The organism is Brevibacterium spongiae, assembly GCF_026168515.1.
Lineage (GTDB): Bacteria > Actinomycetota > Actinomycetes > Actinomycetales > Brevibacteriaceae > Brevibacterium > Brevibacterium spongiae.
Genome location: NZ_CP093443.1, coordinates 2,571,250 through 2,585,341 on the forward strand (window position 1 = coordinate 2,571,250; position 14,092 = coordinate 2,585,341).

Sequence of the window (14,092 nt, forward strand, 5' to 3'; positions counted from 1 at the left end):
CCTACCAGCCGTACCGTTCGTGATGTCGACCAAGACGTTCACGAAGAGGTGGGGCATATGAAGGAGATGTCGAGAGTGGAGCAATTCGAGAATATCCGACGAGACCACAGAGACCATGAGATGTCGATTCGACAGTTAGCCCAAAAGTACAAGGTCCACCGCAGGACGGTACGTCAGGCGTTGGCGGATGCGGTACCACCGCGGCGGAAGACTCCGGAGAGGGTAGCACCAGTCCTCGGTGAGCACGTTGCCACCGTCCGGGCTTGGTTAGTTGCTGACAAAGAGGTCCCTCGGAAGCAGCGTCATACCGCCCGGCGGGTCTGGCAGCGCCTCGTCGAGGAGGAAGGAGTCGAGGTTGCGGAGTCGAGTGTGCGAACCCTGGTCGCGAAGCTGCGCCGGGACATTTTCGATCAGTCGTTGGAGGTCAAGGTTCCTCAAACCCATGCCCCGGCGGCTGAAGCCGAGGTCGACTTCGGGGAGTTCTACGCCCTCATCGGTGGGGTGTGGTTGAAGCTGTGGATGTTCATTCTGCGCCTATCGCATTCGGGTAAAGCCGTGCACATTGCTTACGCCAACCAGGCTCAGGAGTCGTTTCTCGACGGTCATGTGAAGGCCTTCGACCGGCTCGGTGGAGTCCCGACGGGCATGATCCGGTATGACAACCTGACTCCGGCGGTGGTGCGGGTGCTGCTGGGTCGGGAACGGGAGGAGAATCCCCGGTTTGTCGCCCTGAGGTCGCATTACGGGTTCGATAGCTTCTTCTGCCAGCCCGGGATCAAGGGTGCTCATGAGAAGGGTGGCGTCGAGGGGGAGGTCGGTCGGTTCCGGCGCCGTCATCTGGTGCCGGTGCCCGAGTTCGCCTCCTTAGCCGAGCTCAACGCTTTCATGGTCGCTGCCGATGCTGGTGATGACGACCGAAAGATCACCGGCCGGGTCGAGACGGTCGGGGCCGCGGCGGCCCGGGAGCTGCCTGGCCTGCGGGGTTTGCCCGATGAGGTCTTCGATGCCGCGCAGACCCTGTCGTGTCGGGTCGATGCGAGAGCCAGAGTGTGCGTACGTCAGTCCTATTACTCGGTGCCGGCCCGGTTGGCTGGCAGACGCCTCCAGGTGCGTTTGGGGGCCACGACGGTGACCGTGATCGCTGAGTCGGGGGTGGTCGCTGTCCATACCCGGTCGCTGCATAAGTACACCGAAGATTTGGTCCTCGATCACTACCTGGAAGTCCTCATACGCAAGCCCGGAGCATTCGCCGGGGCCACCGCGCTGGCGGCTGCCCGGAAGTCCGGGATGTTCACGAACGCTCATCAACGGTTCTGGGATGCTGCGCGTGGGCAACTCGGCGACACGGCCGGGACCCGGGCGCTCATCGGTGTGCTGCTACTGCACCGCAGCCTGCCCAACGGTGACATTGTCACCGCATTGACAACCGCGACCGGGTTGGGATGCTTCGATGCTGATGTGGTCGCGGTCGAGGCCCGCCGGGCCGGTCAGGCGATGACTGCGCCACCGGCGGTGGTCGTCCCGGCCCACGTCGGACCAGTCGGGGAGAGGCCGGTGCCGGGCCTGGGCGCCTATGACGAACTGGTCTCGGTGGTGGGAGCATGAACGCGAAAACCATCCCGGCATCGACGCCGGCAGTGACTGCTCTGGGTGATCAGGCGGCTGAGGCCGCGATCGCCACGGCTTGTCGGACCCTGTTCATGCCCACGATCCGTGACCAGGCCTCACCGATGGCCGAGGCAGCAGCCCGAGAACGGCTCTCGCACAAGGCCTACCTGGCTGAGGTGTTGGCCGCGGAGTGTGATGATCGTGATGCCCGCCGTCGGATCCGGCGGATCAAGGAAGCGAAGTTTCCTCGCACCAAGCACCTGTCCGACTTCGATACCGCCGCCATCGAGGATTTGCCGCCGGCCCGGTTGGCGACTCTGGCCACCGGAGCGTGGATCGATGCCGGTGAGCCGTTGGTGCTACTCGGTGATTCCGGGACAGGGAAGACGCATCTGCTGATCGGTCTGGGGACCGCCGCGGCCGAGCAGGGCCGCAGAGTCCGCTACGTCACGACGGCGGCCCTGGTCAACGAGCTCACCGAGGCCGCCGATGCCAAGCAGCTCTCCCGGGTAGTGGGCCGCTATGCTCGCCTGGACCTGCTGTGCCTGGATGAGTTGGGGTATGTCAGCCTCGATTCTCGTGGAGCTGAGTTACTCTTCCAGATCATCACCGAACGTGAGGAACGAGCCTCGATTGCGACAGCCTCGAACGCCTCGTTCAGCGAGTGGGGGCAGACATTCACCGACCCGCGGCTGGCCGCGGCCGTTGTCGATCGGTTGACGTTTAACGCCCACATCATCAACACCGGCACCAGCTCTTACCGGCTGCGCACCACCCGGGCCAGGAGCGAAGAGGCCACTTTGCAGGAAGGAGATCAACCATGATCACCACCGAGGATCAGGAACCAGCCAGCGGAAATGCCATCGATGCCACCGAGGACTGGGTCGCCTACATCAGCCAACGCCTCAATGACGCCCAGGATCTCCTGGACGGGATCAGTGTCACCATCGAGTCTGTTCAGCCCAGTGGCCGCGAGCATGCCGCCGATCTGATCGATTCGGCTATTGAGGACCTTCAGCGACTGCGTCGCCGATTCGGACCAACCGAACCCGACTACGGCCCTGGCGATCCGCCGTTCTGACCACACTGGAACCTGAGAGGCCCGGCCACTCCTGTGGCCGGAGAAAGGCTCGCAACACAACACCGCCCGACCCCGCTGGGCCGCGACTGTTACCAACGCGCGGCGAGCACGACCACACATGCTGGGGTGGGGCCAAATCAAAGCATCACAGTGGGGCCAAATGGGGTTGACACACTCAGACTCTGCACACCGGGGCTGATCTGCTCACGACCAAGCAGCAGGAGAGGATCGTGGGCCTCTTCGCTGACCCGAACTTCACCGCGGTTGAAGTGACCTGGGCCGTCTACCAAGACATTGTGACCGCCTACCGAACCGCCGACGGCAACGAGGGTAAGAAACTCTTGCAGAGGGTCATCGATGCCCTGACAACGAACCTGCCTTCTGAGCTAATTGAACTCAAACGGTTGGGACGGACTCTGAAGCGTCGCGCTGATGATGTGCTGGCGTTCTTCACTCGACCGGGAACGTCGAACGGGCCGACGGAAGCGATCAACGGCAGGCTCGAGCATCTGCGGGGGTCTGCTCTGGGGTTCCGAAACCTCACCCACTACATCGCCAGGTGTCTGCTCGAGTCCGGTGGCTTCAGACCGGTTCTACACTCTCAATTACGATGAGCCCCTATGGCTCTTCGTAATTGAGGGTGTACACCGGTGATTTCAGGACACGGCGTGGCGTAGCCCGGATAGACATCGAGGTCTTCCGATGATGGAAGTTCTCACACAGTCCATCCGAAAGACCTCGACGTGGCCAAGCCTACTTTCTCGACCCCTGACCTCACGACATTCTGCCGACTCGACTCCCTCGACCTGACCTGTATCGGCCAACACATCACCAGGCACAAAACCATCCTGGAATGTCAGCCCAACACTGCCGATGACTGGTGCCGTCGGTGTGGTGGCCACGGGTTCGTTCGCGATACCGTCGTCCGCCGTCTGGCACACGAACCCTTCGGCCACCGACCGACCACGCTTCATATTCGCCTCCGCCGGTACAAATGCGTCGAGTGCGGCCACGTATGGCGTCAAGACACCACTGCTGCGGCACCACCACGAGCGAAGGTCTCGCGAACCGGCCTTGACTGGGCGCTGCGTGCCCTCGTCATCGACCACGACACCGTGTCCGTGATCGCTGCGAAACTCGCCGTGTCCTGGCATACCGCGAACTCTGCAATCCTCTCTGAAGGCCACAGGCTGTTGATCAACGACCCGAACCGTTTCGACGGGGTCAGCGTCATCGGTGTCGACGAGCATGTATGGCGGCACACGCGTCGTGGTGACAAGTACGTCACCGTCATCATCGACCTCACCCCCATCAGTGCAGGAACGGGACCGGCACGCCTGCTCGATATGGTGCCCGGCCGGTCGAAGCAGGTGTTCAAGGAGTGGTTGAAAGCCCGACCCAAGGTTTGGCGTGATGGCATCGACGTCGTCGCGATGGACGGGTTCTCCGGCTTCAAAACAGCCTCGGTCGAGGAACTGCCAGAAGCCATCGAAGTCATGGACCCCTTCCACGTCGTCAAGCTCGCCGGTGATGCACTCGACGAGGTACGCCGCCGTGTTCAACAGGAGACAACTGGCCACCGTGGCCGAGCGAAAGACCCCTTGTATCGGGCGAGGAGGACTCTGCACACCGGGGCTGATCTGCTCACGACCAAGCAGCAGGAGAGGATCGTGGGCCTCTTCGCTGACCCGAACTTCACCGCGGTTGAAGTGACCTGGGCCGTCTACCAAGACATTGTGACCGCCTACCGAACCGCCGACGGCAACGAGGGTAAGAAACTCTTGCAGAGGGTCATCGATGCCCTGACAACGAACCTGCCTTCTGAGCTAATTGAACTCAAACGGTTGGGACGGACTCTGAAGCGTCGCGCTGATGATGTGCTGGCGTTCTTCACTCGACCGGGAACGTCGAACGGGCCGACGGAAGCGATCAACGGCAGGCTCGAGCATCTGCGGGGGTCTGCTCTGGGGTTCCGAAACCTCACCCACTACATCGCCAGGTGTCTGCTCGAGTCCGGTGGCTTCAGACCGGTTCTACACTCTCAATTACGATGAGCCAGGTAACTGAGCAGGTCCACTACTTCACCGGTGCTCGTTGGTCCGTTGATAACCCCGGTCATTCCGCCATTGGATAAGCGTGCACGGCCTTCGACTGGCCCCACTCTGGACTGTTGCAGGAAGTGGCTAGCCAATTGAGTAGCGGACACGCTCCGAAGCTCGATAGTCGTCGAGTTAAACACTGGCCCTGCGCCAATACACCAGCAGCTCCTCCGGTGGCCCAGAGGACATCACCAACCGATTCCTTTAACGCGAATGAAACCTCCATCGGAGAGCATGTGGGCCAGGGTCCGACCCCATGAGCCGTCGGCGCGTAGCGACGGTAGAGTTTCCTACTGTTCGCCAGGGTCCGAAATGCTCACGAACTAGGTCACGCCAGACTCTGACAACCAGGTATCGGAAGACGATCCCCTCGACGCCTGTTCTCGAGCAGTCGGGGCCTCTTCCGGGTATTTGAGGACAGCGGTTCCATTCGCGTCCATTGGTCTTTGCCGAAGCCTCAGCGCCGTTGCCGTGTAGTCCCTTATCCAGCGTGTCAGCCCGAAGACCTCGGATAGAGGAGACATACCCTGGCTTCGCGGCTCGACCACTCGCCCGCGGAGTTATCTCGTAAGCTTCGATCGAGTGCGCGGAGACTCCGACCTCCTCGTCTCAGAAAGTCGGGGACCACAAATTGTTCGCCGGATAGACATTGACAAGATCCTCTACCTTGGCTCGGACCTCCTGCCACTCACCCTCCAACAATCATTTCTAAGCGCGGCACCAACGAGAGACCTGGACCGGAAGAGATCCACATTCGAAGGGGCAAAACTTCCACTTGTGTCTCAAACTGCGACTCCGTTGCTTCAACCTGAGAATCGACTTCCCATCGGTTCAACCACCTTGAACACTGGTTCCAACGACTCATTCGAGTCCCTCGGAACAGTCAGATAAGGAGGTCACGTTGACTGCGCCCCACCCCACAGACCCACTTGGCGAGATTTACGCCGAATGGGATAAGGAATTTCGCGAACACCCCACCATGTCATTGCAGCTTATGAGATGGGTCTTCGAAGATTGGCAACGTGTAACAAAAGAACCGTCAAACGTTCGCTACGAAGAGACAACCGAAGGCAGCGTTCCAGGCATCTGGGTGCTCCCCGACGAAGCAGACGACGCCAAGCCCTTCCTGGTTCTCCACGGTGGAGGCTTCGCACTGGGCTCGTCGAATAGCCATCGCAAATTGGCCGGCCATCTAGCCAAGCAAAGCGGCAGACAAGCTTTTGTCGCCGACTTCCGCCTAGCCCCCGAACACCCATTTCCAGCACAGATAGAAGATGCGCTCACCGTCATCTCCGCGATGAATAGTCGGGGCATCCCCACTGAGAACATCACACTGGTCGGCGACAGCGCAGGAGCGAGCATCGCGATCGGAACTGTTCTTTCACTGTTAAAAGACGGAAGAGCTCTCCCCCGACAGGTCGTCACCATGTCTCCTTGGGTGGATATGGAAAACTCCGGTGAGACTATCGAGTCAAACGACGCATACGACTTCCTCATCACCCGGGATGGACTACAGGGAAACATTGACCGCTACCTGTCAGGTGGAGCGGATCCTCGTGACGGACTGGTAAATCCGCTATACGCAGATTTCCATGGGTTTCCCCGACTGTACATCTGCGTTAGTGACACCGAGTCCCTCTACGCGGACAGCATCCGTCTAGCCGAACGTGCGAAGACTGCCAATGTCGACGTAACGCTGTCGGTAGAACAAGGCCAGCAACACGTGTTCCCCATGCAAGCAGGCAATCACCCTGCAGCCGACAAAGCGATCTCGGAAATCGTCGCTTGGTGCCACTGAATACCAAACAACATCTCTTCAACGTTGAAAGATCGAGGAACCATGCCAACTACACAACAACTTGACCACGACGCTATCGTCATCGGCGCCGGCTTCTCCGGACTAGCCATTCTGCACCACCTGCGTGAAATCGGCCTAGACACTCAAATCGTCGAAGCAACAGACGGCATTGGAGGAACTTGGTGGATCAACCGCTACCCGGGGGTGCGGACCGACAGCGAGTTCCACTACTACTCTTTCAGCTTCAGCAAGGAAGTTCGTGACGAGTGGACATGGACTCAACGCTACCCAGACGGTGAAGAAGTTTGCGCCTATCTCAATTTCATTGCGGATCGACTTGATCTTCGGAAGGACATTCAGCTCAACTCGCGAGTGAATACTGCCCGTTGGAATGAGACGGAAAAGTACTGGGACGTCATTTTCGAAGACGGGTCCTCGAAACGCGCTCGCTTCCTCATCAGCGCAATGGGTGCACTTAGCCAGGCGATTTTCCCGGCCATCGACGGAATCGACGAATTCAACGGCGCGAAATATCACACCGCGGCTTGGCCAGCTGATGGCGTAGATTTCACGGGCAAGAAGGTTGGAGTCATTGGGGTCGGGGCCTCGGGAATTCAAATCATTCCCGAGCTCGCCAAGTTGGCTGGCGAACTATTCGTATTCCAGCGAACTCCGAACTATGTGGTTGAGAGCAACAACGACAAAGTTGACGCCGAGTGGATGCAGTACGTTCGCGACAACTATGACGAAATTTTCGAACGCGCATCCAAACACCCGTTCGGAGTCGATATGGAGTATCCGACGGAATCCGCCGTCGAGGTTTCAGAAGAAGAACGTAAGCGCGTCTTTGAAAGCAAATGGGAGGAGGGAGGCTTCCATTTTGCAAACGAGTGTTTCACGGACCTGGCTACCAGCCCTGAGGCCAGCGAGCTGGCGTCAGAGTTCATACGTTCGAAGATTCGGGAGGTCGTTAAGGACCCCGCTACGGCAGATCTCCTTTGCCCCAAGTCGTACTCGTTCAACGGTAAGCGAGTGCCGACCGGGCACGGCTACTACGAGACGTTCAATCGCACGAATGTGCACCTTTTGGATGCCAGGGGCACGCCAATTACTCGGATCAGCAGCAAAGGTATCGTTCACGGAGACACCGAATACGAACTAGATGCAATCGTGTTCGCAACCGGCTTCGACGCGATGACAGGTACGCTCACCAACATTGACATCGTGGGCCGCGACGGAGTCATCCTCCGCGACAAGTGGGCCCAGGATGGGCTTAGGACAAACATTGGTCTTACTGTAAACGGCTTCCCGAACTTCCTGATGTCTCTTGGACCTCAGACCCCGTACTCCAACCTTGTTGTTCCTATTCAGTTGGGAGCCCAATGGATGCAGCGATTCCTTAAGTTCATTCAGGAACGCGGCATTGAAGTGTTCGAGTCGTCGAGAGAAGCTGAAGAAATCTGGAATGCCGAAACCATTCGCGGCGCTGAATCTACGGTCATGTCCATCGAAGGACCCAAAGCCGGCGCATGGTTCATCGGCGGCAACATTCCCGGTAAATCACGTGAGTACCAGGTGTATATGGGCGGCGGTCAGGTCTACCAGGACTGGTGCCGCGAGGCGGAAGAATCCGACTACGCCACTTTTCTGAATGCTGACTCCATTGACGGCGAAAAGGTTCGTGAATCGGCGGGTATGAAATAGCCCAGCAGTCTCGTTCGGGCCCTGACCCTGTGGCCAAACCCCACGTCTCGGCGGCAAGCTGATCGCTCAAAACACTTGCAGCCGAGTCTGCTCGCAACCGCAATCTTTCAACCAACGAAGATGGTGAACATTTATGGAGTCGCACAACGAAAACACACTTGGCCTCGGATTACTACGCCAACCCGGCACTGTAGTGTTCGGCCCAGGGCAGAGACGTGAGCTCCCGTCCATAGCCAAACGTTACGGTTCGACCGTATTGATCTGCACCGACGAACGCATGCTCGCTGAACCAATGTGTATTGACTTGCAAACAGCGTTGGAAAAAGCGGGAATGCGAGTCGTTGTATACGGAAATGTGCGTCCTGACTTACCCCGAGCCGACATTCAGACTGCAACACGGAAACTTGCCCACGACAAAATCGATGTCATCATCGGTCTTGGCGGAGGAAGCTGCATGGACTTCGCAAAGGTTATGGGGATCCTACTTCTGTCCCCAGGCGACGTCCGTGACATCTTCGGCGAAAACGTCGTCTCCGGCCCCGGTTTACCCGTAATCACTGTGCCCACCACTGGAGGTACCGGGGCCGAGGCGACTTGTATTTCAGTGGTGCACGATGAGGAAAAAGGCGTGAAGGTTGGGGTCGCAAGTGCCTACATGCAGGCTGTGGCCACCGTCATCGATCCAGAGTTCACGCTTACTGCCCCAGAGGGGCTGACGGCTGCGACGGCGACGGATGCACTCTCACATCTGGTGGAGTCGTACACCGCGTACGCGAAAAATCCCTCCTCGGACGATATTCGGGATCACCTTTATGTCGGTAAGAACCTGCTGACAGACGTGTGGGCTGAACGTGGGCTCAAGCTCATTTCGGACGGGATTCCTGCCCTGGCAAAAGATCTCACTGATCTCAACGCACGTACCAATGTCATGCTTGCCGCTTTCTGCGGCGGGATGGGAATCAACACTACCGGCACGGCAGGATGTCATGCCCTTCAATCACCGCTCAGTGCGTTGACTGGAACATCGCACGGCTTCGGTGTGGGCGCGCTGCTTCCTTACGTGATGCGGTACAACTTACCAGCTCGTACACCAGAGTTTGCACGTCTCGGTGAGCTAGTTGGGGCGGACAGTGGAAGCACCGTTTTGGAAAGTGCCCAGCATGCCGTCGAGAAAGTTGAATGGCTAGTGTCAACTATTGGGGCGCCCACAGATTTAGGTGCCTTGGGGATGACCGAGGCGGATGTGGCGAGCGTCGCTAAAGCCGCAGCTGCTTCAACCCGTCTCATAGCCAACAACCCCCGACCTCTACCAGCCGAAATCATGGAAGAAATTCTGTTGCGGGGAGTTCGCGGAGATAGAAGCTGGTGGGCCGAGTGAGCCACGTAGGGATTTTCGGCGCTGGCTCTATAGGTACAGCCTTTGCGCTACTGTTCGCTGATGCTGGCTTCGCTGTTCGGATCTTTGATCCTGATCCATCAGCTCTGGAACGATCAAGACATGTCATCGATCAGCGAATCACGGAACTTCAACGATTCACCTTATTGGCATCGAATCCAAGTGAAGTTCGTGAGCTCATTGAAATCGTTTCATCTGCTCGAACTGCGGCATCTGGAGCAATTTTTGTCCAGGAAGCAGGACCTGAAGATGTCCAGACTAAGCAACGTATATTTGAAGATCTAACCGCGGTCACTAGCGACGAAACGATTTTGGCGAGTGCGTCCTCAGCAATTCCTTCGAGCAGATTCGTTGACGTTCATTCAGCGTTTCGATCGTTGATTGGCCATCCGGGTAATCCACCTTACTTGCTTCGCGTGGTTGAACTAGTGGGTAATCCGTCGACTGAGGAGCAGACCGTATTAAGGGCTGGACAGCTATATGAGCAAGCGGGTCTGTCCGCTGTACGTGTGAATCGAGAGGTTGACGGGTTCGTCTTCAATCGGATCCAGGGCGCTGTACTTCGTGAAGCGTATGCGCTCGTCGAAGCTGAGATTATAGATCCTATGGACCTAGACACACTTGTTCAAGATGGTTTAGGTCTTCGCTGGTCCGTCGCCGGCCCGTTTGCGACAGTTGATTTGAACGTACGTGGTGGGATCACAGCTCATGCCGAACGAATGGGATCTGCCTATCACCGGATGGCCGGCGCCTTGGACACTTCCAAAGAATGGACCGACAAGCTAGTTGCCAAGGTGAACTGCTCTAGACGCAAAGCCGTGCCCATCGAGCAGTGGGACCAAGCTGTAGCCGACCGAGATACGCAACTAATGAAGCAATTGAACGCACGAACTTCTAACGGAGGTACTACCCGTGACTGACTCATTGGGTGGAGACGTCTTTCTCGTTACTGGCGGTGCTGGCGGTATCGGAAGAGCCACGACGACGGCGCTTGCAGAACGTGGCGGTCGGGTGGTCTTGACCGATGTTGATGAAGACGCTGGCTCTCAAGTCGCCGACGAAGTGCGGCGCAACACTAACGGTGAGATTCGCTTTGAACCGTTGGATGTAACAAACCCCGCAGCGGTTACTGAGTGCGCGCAAAAGCTCGATGATGAAGGTTGGCCCGTGTACGGCCTCATGGCCAATGCGGGTATCGCCCCAAGTTCAGCGGCGGTCGACTACTCCGATGAACTGTGGCTTCGGACCGTGGACATCAACCTCAATGGAGTGTTCTGGTGCTGCCGCGAATTCGGAAAGCGAATGATTGCTCGAGGTCGCGGGTCGGTAGTCACTACTTCATCTATTGCAGGTTTCCGGACTGTGTCGCCCGAGCGCCACGCAGCGTATGGAGCCACTAAGGCCGCGGTCGCCCATCTTGTCGGGCTACTCGGCGTCGAGTGGGCAAAAACCGGTGTGCGGGTCAACGCGGTCGCACCGGGCTATACGCGAACACCGATCCTCGAAGCTTTGAAAGCTGAGTGTGACAGTCTGAAATGGCCCCACTTGGAGCAAAAATGATCCTCTGATTTGGCCCCACCCCCGACCTACCAGCCGTACCGTTCGTGATGTCGACCAAGACGTTCACGAAGAGGTGGGGCATATGAAGGAGATGTCGAGAGTGGAGCAATTCGAGAATATCCGACGAGACCACAGAGACCATGAGATGTCGATTCGACAGTTAGCCCAAAAGTACAAGGTCCACCGCAGGACGGTACGTCAGGCGTTGGCGGATGCGGTACCACCGCGGCGGAAGACTCCGGAGAGGGTAGCACCAGTCCTCGGTGAGCACGTTGCCACCGTCCGGGCTTGGTTAGTTGCTGACAAAGAGGTCCCTCGGAAGCAGCGTCATACCGCCCGGCGGGTCTGGCAGCGCCTCGTCGAGGAGGAAGGAGTCGAGGTTGCGGAGTCGAGTGTGCGAACCCTGGTCGCGAAGCTGCGCCGGGACATTTTCGATCAGTCGTTGGAGGTCAAGGTTCCTCAAACCCATGCCCCGGCGGCTGAAGCCGAGGTCGACTTCGGGGAGTTCTACGCCCTCATCGGTGGGGTGTGGTTGAAGCTGTGGATGTTCATTCTGCGCCTATCGCATTCGGGTAAAGCCGTGCACATTGCTTACGCCAACCAGGCTCAGGAGTCGTTTCTCGACGGTCATGTGAAGGCCTTCGACCGGCTCGGTGGAGTCCCGACGGGCATGATCCGGTATGACAACCTGACTCCGGCGGTGGTGCGGGTGCTGCTGGGTCGGGAACGGGAGGAGAATCCCCGGTTTGTCGCCCTGAGGTCGCATTACGGGTTCGATAGCTTCTTCTGCCAGCCCGGGATCAAGGGTGCTCATGAGAAGGGTGGCGTCGAGGGGGAGGTCGGTCGGTTCCGGCGCCGTCATCTGGTGCCGGTGCCCGAGTTCGCCTCCTTAGCCGAGCTCAACGCTTTCATGGTCGCTGCCGATGCTGGTGATGACGACCGAAAGATCACCGGCCGGGTCGAGACGGTCGGGGCCGCGGCGGCCCGGGAGCTGCCTGGCCTGCGGGGTTTGCCCGATGAGGTCTTCGATGCCGCGCAGACCCTGTCGTGTCGGGTCGATGCGAGAGCCAGAGTGTGCGTACGTCAGTCCTATTACTCGGTGCCGGCCCGGTTGGCTGGCAGACGCCTCCAGGTGCGTTTGGGGGCCACGACGGTGACCGTGATCGCTGAGTCGGGGGTGGTCGCTGTCCATACCCGGTCGCTGCATAAGTACACCGAAGATTTGGTCCTCGATCACTACCTGGAAGTCCTCATACGCAAGCCCGGAGCATTCGCCGGGGCCACCGCGCTGGCGGCTGCCCGGAAGTCCGGGATGTTCACGAACGCTCATCAACGGTTCTGGGATGCTGCGCGTGGGCAACTCGGCGACACGGCCGGGACCCGGGCGCTCATCGGTGTGCTGCTACTGCACCGCAGCCTGCCCAACGGTGACATTGTCACCGCATTGACAACCGCGACCGGGTTGGGATGCTTCGATGCTGATGTGGTCGCGGTCGAGGCCCGCCGGGCCGGTCAGGCGATGACTGCGCCACCGGCGGTGGTCGTCCCGGCCCACGTCGGACCAGTCGGGGAGAGGCCGGTGCCGGGCCTGGGCGCCTATGACGAACTGGTCTCGGTGGTGGGAGCATGAACGCGAAAACCATCCCGGCATCGACGCCGGCAGTGACTGCTCTGGGTGATCAGGCGGCTGAGGCCGCGATCGCCACGGCTTGTCGGACCCTGTTCATGCCCACGATCCGTGACCAGGCCTCACCGATGGCCGAGGCAGCAGCCCGAGAACGGCTCTCGCACAAGGCCTACCTGGCTGAGGTGTTGGCCGCGGAGTGTGATGATCGTGATGCCCGCCGTCGGATCCGGCGGATCAAGGAAGCGAAGTTTCCTCGCACCAAGCACCTGTCCGACTTCGATACCGCCGCCATCGAGGATTTGCCGCCGGCCCGGTTGGCGACTCTGGCCACCGGAGCGTGGATCGATGCCGGTGAGCCGTTGGTGCTACTCGGTGATTCCGGGACAGGGAAGACGCATCTGCTGATCGGTCTGGGGACCGCCGCGGCCGAGCAGGGCCGCAGAGTCCGCTACGTCACGACGGCGGCCCTGGTCAACGAGCTCACCGAGGCCGCCGATGCCAAGCAGCTCTCCCGGGTAGTGGGCCGCTATGCTCGCCTGGACCTGCTGTGCCTGGATGAGTTGGGGTATGTCAGCCTCGATTCTCGTGGAGCTGAGTTACTCTTCCAGATCATCACCGAACGTGAGGAACGAGCCTCGATTGCGACAGCCTCGAACGCCTCGTTCAGCGAGTGGGGGCAGACATTCACCGACCCGCGGCTGGCCGCGGCCGTTGTCGATCGGTTGACGTTTAACGCCCACATCATCAACACCGGCACCAGCTCTTACCGGCTGCGCACCACCCGGGCCAGGAGCGAAGAGGCCACTTTGCAGGAAGGAGATCAACCATGATCACCACCGAGGATCAGGAACCAGCCAGCGGAAATGCCATCGATGCCACCGAGGACTGGGTCGCCTACATCAGCCAACGCCTCAATGACGCCCAGGATCTCCTGGACGGGATCAGTGTCACCATCGAGTCTGTTCAGCCCAGTGGCCGCGAGCATGCCGCCGATCTGATCGATTCGGCTATTGAGGACCTTCAGCGACTGCGTCGCCGATTCGGACCAACCGAACCCGACTACGGCCCTGGCGATCCGCCGTTCTGACCACACTGGAACCTGAGAGGCCCGGCCACTCCTGTGGCCGGAGAAAGGCTCGCAACACAACACCGCCCGACCCCGCTGGGCCGCGACTGTTACCAACGCGCGGCGAGCACGACCACACATGCTGGGGTGGGG

General features: G+C 59.4%; 12 protein-coding genes and 1 pseudogene. All 13 read left to right on the plus strand.

The window, feature by feature from the left end:
- Positions 1 to 66 precede the first annotated feature (66 nt).
- The 13 genes and pseudogenes from istA (L1F31_RS11505) to L1F31_RS11565 all read left to right on the plus strand — a co-directional run bounded on the left by istA (L1F31_RS11505) (position 67) and on the right by L1F31_RS11565 (position 13,960).
- The gene (istA, locus tag L1F31_RS11505; protein WP_265420372.1) at positions 67 to 1,605 is read left to right on the plus strand and encodes an IS21 family transposase; all 1,539 of its coding nucleotides are present in this window, start codon (positions 67 to 69) and stop codon (positions 1,603 to 1,605) included.
- Complete coding sequence (gene istB, locus L1F31_RS11510) at positions 1,602 to 2,432, plus strand: IS21-like element helper ATPase IstB (protein WP_265417432.1); 831 nt, start codon at positions 1,602 to 1,604, stop codon at positions 2,430 to 2,432. Before istA (L1F31_RS11505) ends, istB (L1F31_RS11510) begins: the two co-directional genes overlap by 4 nt.
- A complete protein-coding gene (locus L1F31_RS11515; protein WP_265417433.1) occupies positions 2,429 to 2,689 on the plus strand; it encodes a hypothetical protein in 261 nt (86 codons plus the stop codon). Before istB (L1F31_RS11510) ends, L1F31_RS11515 begins: the two co-directional genes overlap by 4 nt.
- Positions 2,690 to 2,865: 176 nt before the next feature.
- Positions 2,866 to 3,303, plus strand: a pseudogene (locus tag L1F31_RS11520) (transposase); the annotation flags it as partial.
- 129 nt (positions 3,304 to 3,432) lie between these two features.
- Positions 3,433 to 4,743: an ISL3 family transposase gene (locus L1F31_RS11525; protein WP_265417400.1), complete on the plus strand. Its 1,311-nt coding sequence runs from the start codon at positions 3,433 to 3,435 to the stop codon at positions 4,741 to 4,743.
- 946 nt (positions 4,744 to 5,689) lie between these two features.
- On the plus strand, positions 5,690 to 6,586 hold the full coding sequence (locus L1F31_RS11530) for an alpha/beta hydrolase (protein WP_265417434.1): 897 nt from the start codon (positions 5,690 to 5,692) through the stop codon (positions 6,584 to 6,586).
- A gap of 42 nt (positions 6,587 to 6,628) precedes the next feature.
- Complete coding sequence (locus L1F31_RS11535) at positions 6,629 to 8,290, plus strand: flavin-containing monooxygenase (RefSeq protein WP_265417435.1); 1,662 nt, start codon at positions 6,629 to 6,631, stop codon at positions 8,288 to 8,290.
- Positions 8,291 to 8,423: 133 nt separating this feature from the next.
- Positions 8,424 to 9,668 carry an iron-containing alcohol dehydrogenase gene (locus L1F31_RS11540; protein ID WP_265417436.1) on the plus strand — a complete coding sequence of 415 codons (1,245 nt, stop codon included), beginning with the start codon at positions 8,424 to 8,426 and terminating at the stop codon, positions 9,666 to 9,668.
- A complete protein-coding gene (locus tag L1F31_RS11545; protein WP_265417437.1) occupies positions 9,665 to 10,606 on the plus strand; it encodes a 3-hydroxyacyl-CoA dehydrogenase in 942 nt (313 codons plus the stop codon). Before L1F31_RS11540 ends, L1F31_RS11545 begins: the two co-directional genes overlap by 4 nt.
- The gene (locus tag L1F31_RS11550) at positions 10,599 to 11,246 is read left to right on the plus strand and encodes an SDR family NAD(P)-dependent oxidoreductase (RefSeq protein WP_265417438.1); all 648 of its coding nucleotides are present in this window, start codon (positions 10,599 to 10,601) and stop codon (positions 11,244 to 11,246) included. Before L1F31_RS11545 ends, L1F31_RS11550 begins: the two co-directional genes overlap by 8 nt.
- Positions 11,247 to 11,337: 91 nt before the next feature.
- Positions 11,338 to 12,876: an IS21 family transposase gene (gene istA, locus L1F31_RS11555; RefSeq protein WP_265420372.1), complete on the plus strand. Its 1,539-nt coding sequence runs from the start codon at positions 11,338 to 11,340 to the stop codon at positions 12,874 to 12,876.
- On the plus strand, positions 12,873 to 13,703 hold the full coding sequence (istB, locus tag L1F31_RS11560; RefSeq protein WP_265417432.1) for an IS21-like element helper ATPase IstB: 831 nt from the start codon (positions 12,873 to 12,875) through the stop codon (positions 13,701 to 13,703). Before istA (L1F31_RS11555) ends, istB (L1F31_RS11560) begins: the two co-directional genes overlap by 4 nt.
- Complete coding sequence (locus L1F31_RS11565) at positions 13,700 to 13,960, plus strand: hypothetical protein (RefSeq protein WP_265417433.1); 261 nt, start codon at positions 13,700 to 13,702, stop codon at positions 13,958 to 13,960. Before istB (L1F31_RS11560) ends, L1F31_RS11565 begins: the two co-directional genes overlap by 4 nt.
- Positions 13,961 to 14,092 lie beyond the last annotated feature (132 nt).